We start from the raw sequence: 16203 nt of genomic DNA, 5'->3' as shown, positions 1-16203 counted from the left end.
CGGCGGTGGGCGGACGACAACGGTCGGCCCACCGCCAACCACGATCTCTTGGGGCACTTACGGTAGACCCATGACTCAGCCGTTGCCGGGCGCCGGGCCCGGAGAGACGACAGCCATCCCGCCGGTCGACAGACCCGACGGGACGGCAAGCGAACCCGACGTGACCCTTGGCATCGGACTGACCGCCGCGGACGTCGCGGAACGGGTCGCCAGAGGGGACGTCAACGACGTTCCCGTGCGGTCGAGCCGCTCGACGGCCGAGATCGTCAAGGCGAACGTCTTCACCCGGTTCAACGCCGTGATCGGTGTGCTCTGGCTGATCATCCTGTCCGTCGGGTCGGTCAAGGACGGCCTGTTCGGCTTCGTGATCATCGCCAACACCGGGATCGGCATCATCCAGGAGATGCGCGCCAAGCGCACCCTGGACCGGCTCGCGGTGATCGGCGAGTCCAAGCCGGTGGTGCGCCGGGACGGGAAGCCGGTGGCGCTGTCCCCCTCGGACCTCGTGCTCGACGACGTGATCGAGTTGGGCGCGGGCGACAAGGCCGCCGTGGACGGCGTGGTCGTCGAGGCGGACAACCTGGAGATCGACGAGTCGCTGCTCACCGGCGAGGCCGACCCGGTGATCAAGCGCCCGGGCGACCCGGTGATGTCCGGCAGCTTCGTGGTGGCCGGCAACGGCGCCTTCACCGCGACCCGGGTGGGCCGCGAGGCGTACGCCGCGCAGCTGATGGAGGAGGCCAGCAAGTTCACCCTGGTGGCCTCCGAACTGCGCAACGGCATCAGCACGATCCTCAAGTACGTCACCTGGATCCTGTTCCCGGCCTCGATCGCGCTGATCATCAGCCAGTACCGGCTGGAGGACACCACCTGGCGCGAGGCGGTCACCCGGATGATCGCGGGCATCGTGCCGATGGTCCCCGAGGGTCTGGTGCTGCTCACCTCGCTGGCCTTCGCGGTCGGTGTGGTGCGGCTGGGTCGCAAGCACTGCCTGGTCCAGGAACTGCCCGCGATCGAGGGCCTGGCCCGGGTCGACGTGGTCTGCCTGGACAAGACCGGCACGCTCACCGAGGGCGGCATGAACGTCGCCGAGGTGCGCGAACTGGCCGAGGGCCTGCCGGTGCGCGCCGCGCTCGGCGCGCTCGGCACCACCGAGCCCCGGCCGAACGCGAGCCTGGCCGCGATCATCGACGAGTGCCCGGCGCAGACCGGCTGGACGTCGGTGGAGAGCGTGCCGTTCTCCTCCGCCCGCAAGTACAGCGGCGCGACGTTCGAGGTGTCCGGCGCCCGCGCCACGTGGCTGATCGGCGCCCCCGAGGTGCTGGTGGGCACGCGGGAGCACGGCGACCTGCTCACCGACGCCGAGCGACTGGGCGCCCAGGGCCTGCGGGTGCTGCTGCTGGTCCGCACCGACGCCTCCCTCGCGGACACCGTCGATGCGCTCGTCGGCGGCCCGGACGGCGCCGAGGTGACGCCCGCCGCGCTGGTGGTGCTGGAGCAGCGACTGCGCCACGACGCGGGCGCGACGCTGGACTACTTCGCCGACCAGGGCGTGGCGGCCAAGGTGATCTCCGGCGACAACGCGATCTCGGTCGGCGCGGTAGCCGCCAAGCTCGGCATCAAGGGCGCCGAACACCCGGTGGACGCCCGCACGCTGCCCACCGACCAAAACGAGCTCGCGGACGTGTTGGAGGCCAACACGGTCTTCGGCCGGGTCACCCCGCAGCAGAAGCGGGACATGGTCGCCGCCCTCCAGTCGCGCGGGCACAACGTGGCGATGACCGGCGACGGCGTCAACGACGTACTCGCGCTCAAGGACGCCGACATCGGCGTGTCGATGGGTTCGGGCAGCGAGGCCACCAAGGGCGTCGCGCAGATCGTGCTCCTGGACAACAGCTTCGCCACGCTGCCGTCGGTGGTCGGCGAGGGCCGCCGGGTGATCGGCAACATCGAGCGGGTCTCCAACCTGTTCCTGACCAAGACCGCCTACTCGGTGCTCCTGGCCATCCTGGTCGTGATCGCCAACGTGCCCTACCCGTTCCTGCCCCGGCACCTGACGCTGCTGGCCTGGTTCACCATCGGCACGCCCGCGTTCTTCCTGGCACTGGCCCCGAACAAGGAGCGGGCGCGCCCCGGCTTCGTCAAGCGGGTGCTGCGCTACTCGGGCCCCTCCGGCGTGATCGCCGGTACCGCGACCTTCACCGCGTATCTGCTGGCCCGTGCGGACTACGGCGCGACGGACGCCACGCGTACGGCCGAGACGTCGATCGCGACGCTCACGCTGTTCCTGGTCGGCCTGTGGGTGCTGGCGATCATCGCCCGCCCGTACACGTGGTGGCGGATAGGCCTGGTGCTGGTGATGGGGGCCGGGTTCGCCACGGTGCTCTCGGTGCCGTGGTTGCAGGACTTCTTCGAACTCAAGCTGGTCGGCACGAAGATGCCGTGGACCGCGGTCGGCATTGCGGTCGTCGCGGGGATCCTGCTGGAGGTCGTCGCCTATTGGAACAAGCGGCGACTGGCGAGCGAGGTCGCGGCCTAGGCCCCACCAGGATCCGCCGGACACGGCCTGGCTGCCGGCCGGATGGCCCCGACGGTTGTCGGGGCATGGGCGCTCGCGGCGGTGGCGGGTGGGCCGGGTCGGCGGTTGTCGCGCCGACCCGGCCCACCCGTTGCGATTCGGTGCGGAGATCGGCGTCACGTCACGTCGGGGCGCCCCGCTCCGGCCCGGCGGCCTCCGCCGCTACCCGCCGGCTCGGCGCCGCTCCGCCAGGGCCAGGCCCACGCCGATCAGTGCCGAGCCCCCGGCCAGGCCGGCGATGAAGGCCCTCCGGCCGCGGGGCAGTTGCTCGCGATGCCGGTACGTGATGAGGGTGTCGCCGAGATCGGCCGCCGAGGCCGCCAGCGCCCAGGTGCGGATCGGCTCGCCGCGGGCGGCCGCGAACATCGCGCCGGCGCCGAGTGCGAGGTCGCGCCCGCCGAGCGCGCGGGCGAACACGAGGGCCCCGGTGCGGTCCGCGTCGTCGCCGATCCACGGTCGGGAGACCCGCGGCGGGTCGAGCAGCGCGACCACGCCCAGCACGGCCCGGGCACCGGCCCAGCCGAAGGTCGCCGTGCGGATGAGGCCCTGGGGATCACGTAGCGTGCGCGTCACATCCGTCACGGTATCGTCCCCGCGGCACTTCAGCGGCCGGCAATTTCGTGCATTAGCCTCGCTCTGCCGTACACACGCACCGGCGACATCGCGGGATCGGCGCCATCGTGACGACCCGTCACGCATCCAGGGGGGTGGCGGCGTCCGGTCGCGCCACGGGGATGGAGAACCACGTTGTACCTGCGCAAGCCTGCCCTTCCGGGACTGTTGATCGCCGCTTCCGTCATCGCGCTCTCCAGCGGATGCGGCCTGGTCGACAAGGTCAAGGGCGACGACGACAAGAAGAAGGACCCGGCCACGGCCGCGCCCCAGGCGGGTGGATCGACCGGCGGGGCGACCGGCGCGCCGGCCACGCAGCCCGGCGGGGGCAAGGGCACCGCGCCCGCCACGACGCCGGCCACGGACAAGCCCGGCGGTACGGGCAACCTCGACCCCAAGGCCTTCTGCAACCTGCTCACGCCCGCCGAACTCAAGGGTGTGCTGGGCAGCGAGGTCACCCGCACCAAGAACGACGACACGCTGCGCACCTGCCGCTACTACGGACCGGGCGACTCGCCGGTGGTGACCCTCCAGTACTTCACCCGCAGCAGCAGGGCCGGTGACACGCCGGAGAGCGTCGTGGCCAAGAACGAAATGTCGAAGTACGGCAAGCCGATCACCGACCTCGGTGCGTTCCCCACGCTGTACGTGCCGGGCACCGGCAGCTACCCGGCGCCCAGTGTCCCCGAGATCTACTTCGCCAAGACGCACGGCGACCTGATCGTCGACATGCACGTGAGCCTGGCACCCGCCGCGAAGGACCTGCCGCGCGGGCAGCACATCGCGATCGCCAAGCTGATCGCCGACAAGATCTGACCCGCCGCCCGGGGCCGAGCCGGTATCGGCTCGGCCCCGGGCCCGGCCCGACTCCTCGGCGCTCGACTCCTCGGCTCTCGGCGCCCGGGCCCGGGGTCCGCGCTCAGTTGCCCTTGAGTTCCGGGAAGTCCTCCTCGAACCACTCCAGGGCGCCCCGCCCGGCCGGGTCGCCGTCATGCAATTCGCGCTCCCGACCCCGCAGTTCGACCCGGCGGATCTTGCCCGAGATGGTCTTGGGCAACTCCGCGAACTCGATCCGGCGGACCCGCTTGTACGGTGAGAGCACGGCGCGGGCGTGCCGCAGGATGGACAGCGCGATCTCCCGGGTCGGCTCGTGCCCGGGCGCGAGCACCACGTACGCCTTCGGCACGGCCAGTCGCACCGGGTCCGGCGACGGCACCACCGCGGCCTCGGCCACCGCGTCGTGCTCGATCAGCACGCTCTCCAGCTCGAACGGCGAGATGCGGTAGTCGGACGCCTTGAACACGTCGTCGGAGCGGCCCACATAGGTGATGTAGCCATCCGCGTCCCGGGTGCCGACGTCGCCGGTGTGGTAGAAGCCGTCGCGCATCGACTCGGCCGTGCGCTCCGGGTCGTCGAGGTATCCGGTCATCAGGCCCAGCGGGCGGGCGGCGAGGTCGAGGCAGATCTCGCCCTCGGCGTCGGTGTCGGTGACCACCTCGCCGGAGATCGGGTCGACCAGAGCCACCGTGTAGCCGGGCAGCGGCCGGCCCATCGAGCCGGGCCGGACCTCCTGCCCGGGTGCGTTGCCGATCTGCGCCGTGGTCTCGGTCTGCCCGAAGCCGTCCCGGATGGTCAACCCCCAGGCGGCCCGTACCTGTTCGATGACCTCCGGATTGAGCGGCTCGCCCGCGCCGATCACCTCGCGCAGCGCGGTCCGCCACGCGCCCAGGTCCTCCTGGACCAGCATCCGCCACACGGTCGGCGGCGCGCAGAACGAGGTCGCCCCACAGCGCACCATCGTGTCCAACAACGGACGTGCGGCGAACCGCTCCTGACGCACGATCAAGATCGTGGCCCCGGCGTTCCAGGGAGCGAAGAAGTTGCTCCAGGCGTGCTTGGCCCAGCCGGGTGAGGAGATGTTCAGGTGCACGTCGCCCGGACGCAGGCCCAGCCAGTACATCGTGGACAGGTGCCCGATCGGATAGCTCGCCTGGGTGTGGCCCACCAGCTTGGGCTGCGCGGTGGTGCCGGAGGTGAAGTACAGCAGCAGCGGGTCGGTCGCGGCGGTCGGGCCGTCCGGTACGAACGCCGCGTGCGCGTCGTCGGGACCGTCGTGCGCGTCGGCGAACGAGAGCCAGCCCGGGGTCGGTTCGCCCACCACGATCCGGGTCCACGCGCCCGGCACCTCGGCGAAACCCGGGGTCACCGCCGACTCGGCGATCACGTGCGCGACGTCGCCCCGGGTGACCCGGTCGGTCAGGTCGGCGGGCGCGAGCATCGTGGTGGCCGGGATGATCACCGCGCCGAGCTTCATCGCGGCCAGCATCGCCTCCCACAACTCGACCCGATTGCCGAGCACGAGCAGGACCCGGTCGCCGCGGCGCACGCCCTGCGCGCGCAACCAACCGGCGACCCGGTCGGAGCGCCGGGCCAGTTCGTCGAAGGAGAACTCGGTGTCGGTGCCGTCCTCGGCCACGATCCACAGCGCGGTCGTGTCGTTGCCGCGGGCGATCACGTCGAACCAGTCGAGTGCCCAGTTGAATTCGGTGGGTTCGGGGCGCGGGAAGTCCCGGCACGCGGTGGGCTGGTCCTCGCGGTGTTCGAGCAGGAAGTCGCGCGCAGCGCGAAAAGCCTCGGTCGCACCCGTCGTCATCGCCGAATTCCTCCGTCTGTCGTGCGGATCGCCGTACCGCAGCATCGCGTCGTCGGTACCGGAACGCACCCTCGCATCACCCGTTCGAGCGGTCAACGACCGCGCGCGGGCTCCGCGCATTGACCGTCGCCGCGCCGGGCGGCAAGACTCCCGGGGCCAGCACAAAAGCCACCAAAGTTGATCTTGATCCGACATTCGGGACCGTAATTGACAGACAGTACGGGGCGATCCGACCCGCGGGTGCTCGTCCTTGCCGACGACCTCACCGGCGCCAACGCCACCGCGGTGCGCTTCGCCCGGCGCGGGATGCGCACGCTGGTCACCGGTGGGCCGCCGCGGGCCTGCGTCAGTGCGCCGGACGTACTCGTGCTGGACCTGGCCACCCGCCACCTGCCCGCCGAGCAGGCCGCCCGCCGGGTGGTCGCGGGCGCCTCGGTGTTCCCGGACGCGCCGCTGGTGACCAAGCGGGTGGACAGCACCCTGCGCGGCAACCCGGGCGCGGAGACCGCCGCGCTGCTGCACGTGCTGGACGCCCGCCCGGGGCCGCCGGTGCGCGCACTCGTGGTGCCGGCCCATCCCGAGGCGGGCGGCACCACCGAGGGTGGCATCCAGCTCGTGCACGGCGTGCCGATCGCGGCCGGCGAGGTCGGCCGCGACCCGTTGTGCCCGGTGACGTCCTCGTGCGTGATCGAGGCCTTCGGCGTGATCGAGCGGCCGATCGTGCACGTCCCGCTGGACGTGGTGCGCGGCGATGCGTCCGGCCTGGCGCGGGCGCTGGGCGACCCGGGTGCCCGGGTGCTGGTCTGCGACGCGGTCACCGAGGCGGACGTGGAGACGCTCGCGCTGACCGCCGCAGCCGCCGCGCTGGGCGGCGAAGTGCGCTGGTTGCCGGTGGATCCCGGGCCGTTCGGCGCGGCGCTGGTCGGCGCGTTGGGCGCGGTGCCCACCGGTGCGCCCGTGCTCGGCGTCGCGGGCAGTCTCAGCAGGCTCAGCCGGGATCAGATCGCCGAGACCCAGCGCCGACTGGGCGCGCGCTGGCTGGACGTGGGCGATGCGCCCGATCCGGTTCGGGTCGCCGCCGACCTGGTGGCGCTGGCCCGCACCGGCGCGGCCCTGACCGGAATCCGCACCCGGATCCCGGATCGGATCGACCCGATGCGCGCCGCGCGGCTGCCGGTGCTGCTCGGCGAGGTGGTCAAACGTGCCCTGGCGGCCGCGCCGTTCGCGGGGGTGTACGCGACGGGCGGGGACATCGCGGGTGCGGTGTGCACCGCGCTCGGTGCGGACGGGCTCGCGGTGGAGACCGAGGTGCAGCCGCTGGTGGTGGCCGGTCGGCTGGTCGGCGGGTCGCACGACGGGTTGCCGTTCGCGGCGAAGGGCGGGCTGGTCGGGGACGCGCACGCGGCGGTGGCGTGCGTGTTGCACCTGCGGATGAGTGCCACCGTCCAGGCGACCGCGCCGACGGCGATCGCGATCCGGGAGATCGTGCGGGATCGGTGAAGGACGACGGTGCGAACACGCTGTGCGCAGTGGAGTGACCGGCTCGGTTTGTCGATGCTCAGGTGATGGTCAGGGCCTGGGCGATGCGGGCGGCCAGGGCGGCGTTGTTCAGGATGAGGGCGATGTTGGCGGTCAGGCTTGCGCCGGCGGTTTCGCGGTGGAAGAAGTCGAGGAGGAACGGGGTGACCGCCTTGCCGCCGATGCCCTCGTCGGTCAGCGCGGCCAGTGCCCCGTTCAGCACCCGGTCGTGCAACCGCGGGTCCAACTGGTCGGCCCGCGGCACCGGGTTGGCCACCACGAGGGCGTTGCGGCCCAGCCCGAGCGCCTCGTGCGCCCGCACGACGTCGGCCACCTCGTCCGCGGTGTCCACCCGCCACTCCAGCCGATGGCCGGAGTCGACCAGGTAGAACCCCGGGAACGTGTGGGTGCCGAAACCCACCACCGGCACGTTGAGCGATTCCAGGCGCTCCAGCGTCGCGCCGACGTCCAGGATCGACTTGACCCCCGAGCACACCACGACGAGGCCGCACCGGGTCAGCGCGACCAGGTCGGCCGATTCGTCCCAGCTCTCCCGGGCCTGCCGATGCACCCCGCCCAGACCGCCGGTGGCGAACACCCGGATGCCCGCCTGGTGGGCCAGGTGCGCGGTCGCCCCCACGGTGGTCGCGGCGTGCCCGCCCCGTGCGGCGACCAGGGCCAGATCCCGCATGCCCGCCTTGAGCACGTCCGGACACGTGGCGACGAATTCGAGCGTCTCGGCGTCCAGCCCGATCGACGGACGGCCGTGCACGACCGCGATCGTCGCCGGGACCGCGCCCGCGGCCCGGACCCGGCCCTCGATCTCGCGCGCGATCCGCAGGTTGTCCGGGCGCGGCAGCCCGTGCGCGATGATCGTGCTCTCCAGGGCGACCACCGGTCGGCCCGCGGCGAGCGCGTCCGCGACCTCCGGCAGGATCCGCAAGCCGTTCACCGGTAGGACGCTACCGGGCGCGGGCGGCAGTGGTACGGCATATGCGCCGGGACGCGGCGGTTCGGCCTCGCCTCGGCGCTCGGATACTCCGATGATCATGGCAATCCGCCGTCCCGTCGCGACCCGCGGTCAGCGCCGCGGCTGATACAGCACGGCGGCCCAGCCGTCCGGCCCGGTCACCCGGACCCGCACCTCGTGCGGCCCCTCGACCGGCTCGCCCACACCGAACCCGCTCTCGCGCAGCGGCACCAGGGCCGCGTCGAGGTCGGCGACCTTGACCATCACCGAGGCCGCCTCGCCCTCGCGGTCGGTGCCGGCCAGCGCCAGCCGGCCGCCGTTCACGTCGAACTGGGCCCAGCGCTCACCGTCGACGAAGGTCGGTTCCGCGCCGAGTACCGCGGTCATGAACCGCACCGCCGCGGCCATGTCGGCGACGGGGAAAGCGGCGGACAGGCCCTGAGCGGACATGGGTTACCTCCTGCGACGAGACCGGGCACGGTATCTGATGGTCTATCAGGTGCGGCGGACACCCACCGAATCGGGGCGGCCGGAAAGCACCGGTGATGCGCCTCAGGGGTTAGCCTCGCAAACGTGGAGCCCACCGACACGGCAGACGTGCCACCGAAGCCCCCCGAACACTGGGAGGCCGACGTCGTGCTGCGCGACGGCGCCACCGCCCACGTCCGCCCGGTCGGCCCGGACGACGCCGGCCGCCTCGTCGAGTTCTACGCGCGCGTCTCGGCCGAGTCGAAGTATCTGCGCTTCTTCACGCCCTACCCCCGACTGTCCGACCGCGACGTGCGCCACTTCACCACGCACGACTGGGTGGACCGGGTCGGCCTGGGCCTGTTCGTCGGCGACGAGATGGTCGCGATCGTGCGCTACGACCGGATCGGCCCGGACGGGCGCGCGGTGCGCACCGGCCCGCAGGGCCGCTCCTCCACCGCCGAGGTGGCCTTCCTGGTCCAGGACGACCAACAGGGCCGCGGCGTCGCGTCGGTCCTGCTCGAACACATCGCCGCGGTCGCCCGCGAGCGCGGCATCCGCCGCTTCGTGGCCGACGTACTGCCCTCGAACCGCCGGATGGTCACGGTGTTCACCGAGGCCGGCTACACCCAGCAGTCCGCGTTCGAGGACGGCGTGGTCCGGCTCACCCTGGAACTCGCGCCCACCGAGACCTCGCTCGGCGTCATGCTCGGGCGCGAACACCGGGCCGAGTCGCGCTCGATCGCCCGGCTGCTCACCCCGCGCTCGGTCGCGGTGATCGGCGCGAGCCGGCACGAGGGCACGGTCGGCAACACGCTCCTGGCCAACCTGCGTGCGGGCGAGTTCACCGGCGACCTGTACGCGGTCAACCCGAGCGCCGGCAGCGAGCCGATCGACGGCGTGCCGACCTATGCCTCGGTGCTGGACATCCCCGGGGGAGTGGACCTGGCGCTGGTGGCGGTCCCCGCGGACGCGGTGCGCCAAGTGGTCGAACAGTGCGGGCGCAAGGGTGTGCACGGCCTGGTCGTGGTGTCCTCCGGCTTCGCCGAGACCGGTCCCGAGGGCCGCGAACGGCAGCGGCGCCTGGTCCGCGCCGCGCGCCGGCGCGGCATGCGGGTGATCGGACCGAACTGCCTGGGCGTGCTCAACACCGACCCGGACCTGCTGGTCAACGCCAGCCTGTCGCCCCGGATGCCACGCCGCGGCCGGGTGGGCATGTTCGCCCAGTCGGGCGCGCTGGGCATCGCCATCCTGGAGTCCACCGTGAGCCGGGGGATCGGGCTCTCCACGTTCGTGTCCGCGGGCAACCGCGCCGACGTCTCCGGCAACGACCTGTTGCAGTACTGGGAGGACGACCCGGCCACCGACGTGGTGTTGCTGCACCTGGAGTCGATCGGCAACCCGCGCAAGTTCACCCGGCTCGCCCGACGGGTCTCCCGGGCCAAGCCGGTGGTCGCGGTCAAGTCCGGACGACACACCCAGGGCGTGCCGCTCGGGCACGTCACCCGCACCCTGACCCTGCCCGACTCGGCGGTCGACGCACTGTTCCGGCAGGCGGGCGTGATCCGGGTGCCCACCGTCGCCGAGCTGTTCGACGTGGGCCAACTGCTCGCCTACCAACCGCTGCCCGCCGGCGACCGGATCGCGATCATCGGCAACTCCGACTCGCTGGGCCTGCTCACCCAGGACGCGTGCGCCAGTGCGGGCCTGAAGCCGCGGCGCCCGGTCGACCTGACCACGTCCGCGACCGCCGACGACTTCCGCGACGCGCTCGCCGAGGCTTTGGCCTCCGCCGAGACGGACGCGGTGATCACCGTGTTCATCCCACCGCTGACCACGTCGGGCGACGAGGTGGCGAGCGCGATCGCGGAGATGGCCGGGCACGCGGCACGGATCGGCAAGCCGCTGCTGACCACCTACCTCGCGCACGAGGGGCTGCCCACCCAACTGCGCCGACTGGACGCGGACGGCGTGCCGGCGCTCGGCTCGGTGCCCTCCTACCCGGCCCCGGAGAACGCGGTCCGCGCGCTCGCCGAGGTGGTGCGCTACGCCGCGTGGCGCCGGCGGCCCACCGGCTCGGTGCCCGAACATCCCGAGGTGCGCACCGATCAGGCCCGCGCACTGGTCCGGGCCCGGCTCGGCGCGGCGGACGCGGTGGGCCTGTCCCCGGCGGACGCCGCCGAGCTGCTGGACTGCTACGGCATCAGGCTGCTGCCCGCGGTGCGGGTGGACAGCGAGGACGCGGCCATCCGCGCGGCGACCGAACTGGGCTACCCGGTCGCGCTCAAGACGATCGCCGAACATCTGCGACACCGGGTGGACGTGGACGGAGTGCGGCTGGACATCGGCGCCGAGGCCGGACTGCGCCGGGTGTTCCGGGAGATGACCACCCGACTGGGCGGCCCGGACCAGGCCCGACTGGTGGTGCAGCCGATGGCGCCGCACGGGATCGCGACCGTGCTCGGGCTGACCTACGACGAATCCTTCGGTGCGGTGCTCTCGTTCGGGCTGGCCGGCCCCGCCACCGAACTCCTGGGCGACGTGGCCCACCGGTTGGTGCCGGCCACCGACCAGGACGTGGCGGACCTGGTTCGCGAGGTCCGGGCGGCGCCGATGTTGTTCGGCTACCGCGGCGCACGGCCCGTGGACGTGCCCGCGCTGGAGGACATCCTGCTGCGGCTGTCCCGGCTGGCCGACGACCTGCCGCAGGTGACGTCCATCGCGCTGAACCCGGTGGTGGTGGCGGCCGAGGGCGCACACGTACTGGGCGCGCAGATCCGCCTGTCCCGCCCGCCGGCCCGCACCGACCTGGGCCCCAGGTCACTGTCGCGCCCGTAGCCGGTGATCGCGCCGGACCGCCCGAGTGCGGGGGAATCCGCCGCGGTGCGCGCCGGCGCCGTGCCCGTACACACATGCGGAACCGCCGCCGTACTCACATGCCACCCCGAGCTGTGGCACCTACGTACGGCGGCGGCTCCAGGCCGGATCCGCTCCGCGGCATGCCCCTCCGCGCCTACCCTCCACATGGCTGCGCATTTCATGCCGTTCGACGCTTTCCGGACCGAGCCGCCCCGCGCCGGTCGTTTCCCCGAGTGTCCCCGGCGGTGAGGCGGTGTCACTCGTTCCCCCGCCCGGGGGCACGAGTGTCGCGAGAGATCCACCGGTGCCACCGTGTCGACGGCGCGTCCCTGTTGCCCCGGTCGGGCCTCTCGAGGGATCAGTCAACCCCGCCGAGCCGTTCACCGGGAGGGCGCACGGAAGGCGCACGGTGGCGATCCGTAGAGGACGCACCAACAGTGCGCATCCACCTCACCCTTTCGGTCCTGTCATTACGTCGACAAACCGTCACCATTTGGCAACGGCAGGTGCGCAACCCGACCTTCGCACGGGGCGGATGGCGCACGTGTGCCCTCGGAGGTGCCAGGATGGGGGTATGGCTAAGACCACCACCTCGACCCAGGGGCTGCGCACGGCCATCGAGCGCAGCGGTTACTACCCGAGCCTCGTTGCCGACGCGGTCGAGTCCACGATCGGCACCGAGCCGGTCGACGCTTTCCTGGTGCACCAGGAGACCACGTTCGATTCCAATGAGGTCCGCCGCCACATCACCGTTCTGGTGCTCACACCAGGCCGTTTTCTGGTCAGCCACACCGATGAACACGCACCGGACGACACCTCGCCCACTCCGTACGCGACGACGTCCACCGAGACGGTGCGGATCGACCGCCTGGAGTCGGTCGTGGTCAGTCGCGTCGTGGGCAACCCCGCCGAGTACGTCCCGGGAGCCCCGCCGCGCGAAGCCGTGCTCACCATCGGCTGGGGTGCGGTCGGTCGGATCGACCTCGAACCGGCCGGTTGCGCCGACCCGAACTGTGAGGTCGACCACGGCTACACCGGTTCGCTGACCGCCGACGACCTCTCGCTGCGGGTCAGTGAAGCCGCCGACGGCCCCGAAGCGGTCGAGCGCACCCTGACCTTCGCCCGTGCGCTGTCCGAGGCAGTGGCCGGCATCAACCAGTGAGTGCTTCCGTCTGGTTCGACGAACAACCCCCGGTCCCGCTGCCTCGCTACGGGACCGGGGCGCTGTCCGACCTGTTGCCCTCGATAGCCGCCTCCCTCGGCATGCCGGGGGAGGCGAACACACTCGGTCTCGCGCCCGCGCGCGCCGCGTGCGTGTTCCTGATCGACGGCCTGGGCTGGGACCTGCTGCGGGCACACCCGGTGGAGGCGCCGTATCTGCACTCGCTCCTGGGCACCTCGTTCGCGGGCAGCGGCAGGCCGCTGACGGCCGGCTTCCCGGCGACCACCGCGACCAGCCTCGCGTCGTTCGGCACCGGGCTCACCCCCGGCGTGCACGGACTGGTCGGCTACGCCGTGGCGGTGCCGGGCGAGAACCGCCTGATGAACCAGCTGCGCTGGGCCGACGACATCCGCCCGCGGGACTGGCAGCCGTACCCGAGCCTGCTGGAGCGGGCCGCCGCCGCCGGGATCACCGTCGCGCAGGTCAACGACGTCATCTTCGAGCACACCCCGCTGACCAAGGCGGTGCTCGGCGGCGGTCGCTACGTGGGCGCCGAGTTCGGCGAGCCCAGGGTCAAGGGCGTGCACCGGCAACTCGCCCGACCGGGCCCCGTGCTCGTGTACACCTACGCCAGCGAACTCGACCGCTGCGGCCACGGCATGGGCGTCGACTCGCCCGAGTGGCGCGCCGAACTGCGGCGGATCGACGGCGTCGTGCGGGCGATGGCCGAGGGCCTGCCCGCGGATTCGGTCCTGTACGTGACCGCCGACCACGGCATGGTCGACGTGGCTCCCGAGCAGCGCGTCGACGTGGACGGCGACCCCGGTCTGTCCGCCGGCGTCGCCCTCCTCGGCGGCGAGTCCCGGGCGCGGCACGTCTATACCCGTCCGGGCGCGACCAAGGACGTGCACGCGATCTGGGACGACATGCTCGGTGACCAGATGTGGGTGCTCACCCGCGACGAGGCGATCGAGGCGGGCTGGTTCGGGCCGGTCGTCGAGGACCGGGTGCGGGCGCGCATCGGCGACATCGTCGCGGCGGCCTTCGGCGACATCGCGGTGGTGGCCTCGCGTCGCGAACCGGGCGAATCGCGACTCACCGGCGTGCACGGGTCGATGACCTCGGCGGAACAGCTGATTCCGCTCCTCGAGGTTCGCGGCTGAAGCGTGCGCCCAGGACCGGTGAACACCTCCGGTCGCGGCGGGCGATCCCGTTCACGCCGAAGGGACGGTCTCCGCACGGAGACCGTCCCTTCGGCGTGAACAGAGGCCGGTTCAGGCCTGGTTGCGCTTCTTGGACGCCACGAGCGTGGCAACGCCCGCGGCGGCGGCGAGCAGCAGGACGATCTTGAACAGCTTGCCCATGGAAAAGGACCCCCTCGATGGTCGAACGAAGATGCGTCTCCCGACCGGGAAGGTCGCGGGCGACGCGCCCCGTGTGTACGTAGGCGCACGGGAACCCGCCGATCCCGGACCCCGTTGCCGGACGGGAGCCCGTCAAGCTCGACTCTACGTCACCCGTTTGGCTCAAGCGTGGAGTGGTTTCCGGTCGGAGTGGCGGGCCCTGCGAGGGGCGCCGGCCGCGGATTCGCACCAGGCGGGCTATTGCGGATCATTCGGATTCGACGCCACCGCGATCACGTTGAACACCGCGCCCTGCGCATCCCGCACCGCGGCCACCCGGCCGTACGGCGACTCCTCCGGGCCGCGCAGCACCTTGCCGCCCAGGGCGTCCACCCGGTCCACGGTCTCGTCCGCGTCGCGCACCGCGAAGTACGTCGCCCAGTGCGGCGGCGGGCCGTTCCGCACGCCCGCCACGCCGCCGCGCAGCTCGCCGCCGACATGGAACGTCGCGTAGTCGAAGTCGGCGTCGGACATGTCCTCGTAGGTGAAGTCGAACACCGCCGTGTAGAACTCCTTGGCCCGCGCGCTCTCCGGCGTGTACAGCTCGTTCCACACCACCGCGCCGGGCTCGTTGACCACACCCGCACCCTTGTGGTCGCCCGCCTGCCACACGCCGAACACGCCGCCGGTCGAGTCGGCGGCCACCGCCATCCGGCCGAACGTCAGCACGTCCGTCGGCGGCACGAGCACCGTGCCGCCGGCCGCGCGGACCCGGTCGATCACCGCATCCGCGTCGTCCGCCGCCAGGTAGGTGGTCCACGCGACGGGTCCCTCCTGTCCGGGCATGCGCCCCATCAGGCCGGCGACCGGGCGACCGCCGAGCGTGCAGGTCGTGTAGTGGCCCACGTCGGCCGGCCCGATCTCCCCCTCCCAGCCGAACAGGCCACGATAGAAGGCCAGTCCGGCCTCGACGTCGGGCACGCCCAGGTCCACCCAGCACGGCACGCCGGTGGGATACCGCGAGGTCCACTCGCTCATCACTGCCTCCTCGGGCAGATGCCGACAATTCGGGACGATCCGAAACCGATGCTGCCACCAGGGTCGGACATGTGCTCGTCGGTGACCGCCGCACGAGGCAGGATGCGGGTATGAGTTCCCTGATCAAGGCGGCCGACCTGGCCGCCGCCCTGGAGAGTTCGTCGCCGCCGCTGGTGCTCGACGTCACCTGGCAGCTCGGCGGTCCGCCCGGAATCGACTCCTACCGGATCGCCCACGTACCCGGCGCCCGCTTCGTCGACCTCGCCACGGAGTTGTCCGGGCCGCACACCCCCACCGGCGCCGGGGGCCGGCATCCGATGCCGGAGCCGGCCGCGTTCGGCACGGCGATGCGCCGCCTGGGCGTCTCCCCGGAGACCGACGTGGTCGTCTACGACGCGGGCCAGAGTGTCGCCGCGGCGCGTGCGTGGTGGCTGCTGCGCTACTTCGGCCACGACCGGGTGCGGGTGCTCGACGGCGGCTTCGGGGCCTGGACGGCCGCGAACCTGCCGGTCACCGACGTGGTGCCGGGGCCCGCCGAGCCCGGCACGTTCGTCCCGCGTCCGGGTGGGATGTCGCGGCTGGACGCGGACGAGACCGCGGCGCTGGTGGCCGCCGGCGGCGTGTTGCTGGACGCGCGCGCCGGTGAGCGCTTCCGCGGCGAGACCGAGCCGATCGACGCCAAGGCCGGGCACATCCCCGGCGCGATCAGCGCGCCCGCGACCGAGTACACGCACGCCGACGGCCGGTTCCGCGAACCCGCCGAGCTCAAGGAGTACTTCGCCGCTCGGGGCGCGGTGCACGGTGCGCGGGTCGCCGCGTACTGCGGCTCCGGCGCGACCGCCGCGCACGAGGTGCTCGCGCTGTCCCTGGCCGGCGTCCCCGCCGCGCTGTACGCCGGATCCTGGAGCGACTGGATCACGGATCCGGACCGCCCGGTGGCCACCGGCGAGTAGCGGGTCCCGCGCCCGTTCGTGGCCGGCAACGAAAGAGCCGAGGGTCCCG

Annotated in this window: 12 protein-coding genes; 7 read left to right on the top strand and 5 right to left on the bottom strand. The window is 72.5% G+C overall.

From position 1 onward, the window contains the following. Window positions 1-70 precede the first annotated feature (70 nt). Entirely contained in the window at window positions 71-2539 is a 2469-nt protein-coding gene (locus ACIBM5_RS22850; protein ID WP_396008515.1) for an HAD-IC family P-type ATPase, read from the top strand. Window positions 2540-2740: 201 nt separating this feature from the next. Here the strand turns inward: ACIBM5_RS22850 and ACIBM5_RS22845 are convergent, their stop codons facing one another. Beyond that, window positions 2741-3151, bottom strand: coding sequence for a hypothetical protein (locus tag ACIBM5_RS22845; protein WP_396008514.1), 411 nt, complete (start codon window positions 3149-3151; stop codon window positions 2741-2743). Between the two features lie 174 nt (window positions 3152-3325). Here ACIBM5_RS22845 and ACIBM5_RS22840 point away from each other — a divergent pair, with 174 nt between their 5' ends. Further along, window positions 3326-4006 (top strand): hypothetical protein, encoded by a 681-nt coding sequence (locus tag ACIBM5_RS22840; protein WP_396008513.1) that lies wholly within the window; start codon window positions 3326-3328, stop codon window positions 4004-4006. A 103-nt stretch (window positions 4007-4109) separates the two neighbouring features. On the opposite strand, the gene ACIBM5_RS22835 is transcribed toward ACIBM5_RS22840, so the two are convergent. Then, window positions 4110-5843 carry an AMP-binding protein gene (locus ACIBM5_RS22835; protein ID WP_396008512.1) on the bottom strand — a complete coding sequence of 578 codons (1734 nt, stop codon included), beginning with the start codon at window positions 5841-5843 and terminating at the stop codon, window positions 4110-4112. 207 nt (window positions 5844-6050) lie between these two features. Here ACIBM5_RS22835 and ACIBM5_RS22830 point away from each other — a divergent pair, with 207 nt between their 5' ends. Next, window positions 6051-7343, top strand: coding sequence for a four-carbon acid sugar kinase family protein (locus ACIBM5_RS22830; RefSeq protein WP_396008511.1), 1293 nt, complete (start codon window positions 6051-6053; stop codon window positions 7341-7343). A 58-nt stretch (window positions 7344-7401) separates the two neighbouring features. Here the strand turns inward: ACIBM5_RS22830 and ACIBM5_RS22825 are convergent, their stop codons facing one another. Both ACIBM5_RS22825 and ACIBM5_RS22820 read right to left on the bottom strand, forming a co-directional pair. Continuing rightward, the gene (locus ACIBM5_RS22825; protein ID WP_396008510.1) at window positions 7402-8412 is read right to left on the bottom strand and encodes a pseudouridine-5'-phosphate glycosidase; all 1011 of its coding nucleotides are present in this window, start codon (window positions 8410-8412) and stop codon (window positions 7402-7404) included. 30 nt (window positions 8413-8442) lie between these two features. Beyond that, window positions 8443-8781, bottom strand: coding sequence for a VOC family protein (locus ACIBM5_RS22820; protein WP_391581677.1), 339 nt, complete (start codon window positions 8779-8781; stop codon window positions 8443-8445). A 123-nt stretch (window positions 8782-8904) separates the two neighbouring features. Here ACIBM5_RS22820 and ACIBM5_RS22815 point away from each other — a divergent pair, with 123 nt between their 5' ends. From ACIBM5_RS22815 to ACIBM5_RS22805, 3 genes are all read left to right on the top strand, one after another. Beyond that, on the top strand, window positions 8905-11637 hold the full coding sequence (locus tag ACIBM5_RS22815; protein ID WP_396008509.1) for a GNAT family N-acetyltransferase: 2733 nt from the start codon (window positions 8905-8907) through the stop codon (window positions 11635-11637). Window positions 11638-12232: 595 nt separating this feature from the next. After that, complete coding sequence (locus ACIBM5_RS22810) at window positions 12233-12820, top strand: DUF5998 family protein (protein WP_161365428.1); 588 nt, start codon at window positions 12233-12235, stop codon at window positions 12818-12820. Beyond that, entirely contained in the window at window positions 12817-13983 is a 1167-nt protein-coding gene (locus ACIBM5_RS22805) for an alkaline phosphatase family protein (RefSeq protein WP_396008508.1), read from the top strand. Before ACIBM5_RS22810 ends, ACIBM5_RS22805 begins: the two co-directional genes overlap by 4 nt. 438 nt (window positions 13984-14421) lie before the next feature. Here the strand turns inward: ACIBM5_RS22805 and ACIBM5_RS22800 are convergent, their stop codons facing one another. Beyond that, complete coding sequence (locus ACIBM5_RS22800) at window positions 14422-15201, bottom strand: VOC family protein (RefSeq protein WP_396008507.1); 780 nt, start codon at window positions 15199-15201, stop codon at window positions 14422-14424. A 110-nt stretch (window positions 15202-15311) separates the two neighbouring features. Here ACIBM5_RS22800 and ACIBM5_RS22795 point away from each other — a divergent pair, with 110 nt between their 5' ends. Further along, window positions 15312-16154, top strand: a complete 843-nt coding sequence (locus tag ACIBM5_RS22795) for a sulfurtransferase (protein WP_396008506.1) — start codon at window positions 15312-15314, stop codon at window positions 16152-16154. Window positions 16155-16203: the final 49 nt, after the last annotated feature.

It is taken from the genome of Embleya sp. NPDC050493 (genome assembly GCF_044458105.1).
GTDB lineage: Bacteria > Actinomycetota > Actinomycetes > Streptomycetales > Streptomycetaceae > Embleya.
The sequence above is the reverse complement of the archived record's forward strand: the minus strand, read 5'-3'. Positions and strand labels throughout refer to the sequence as shown.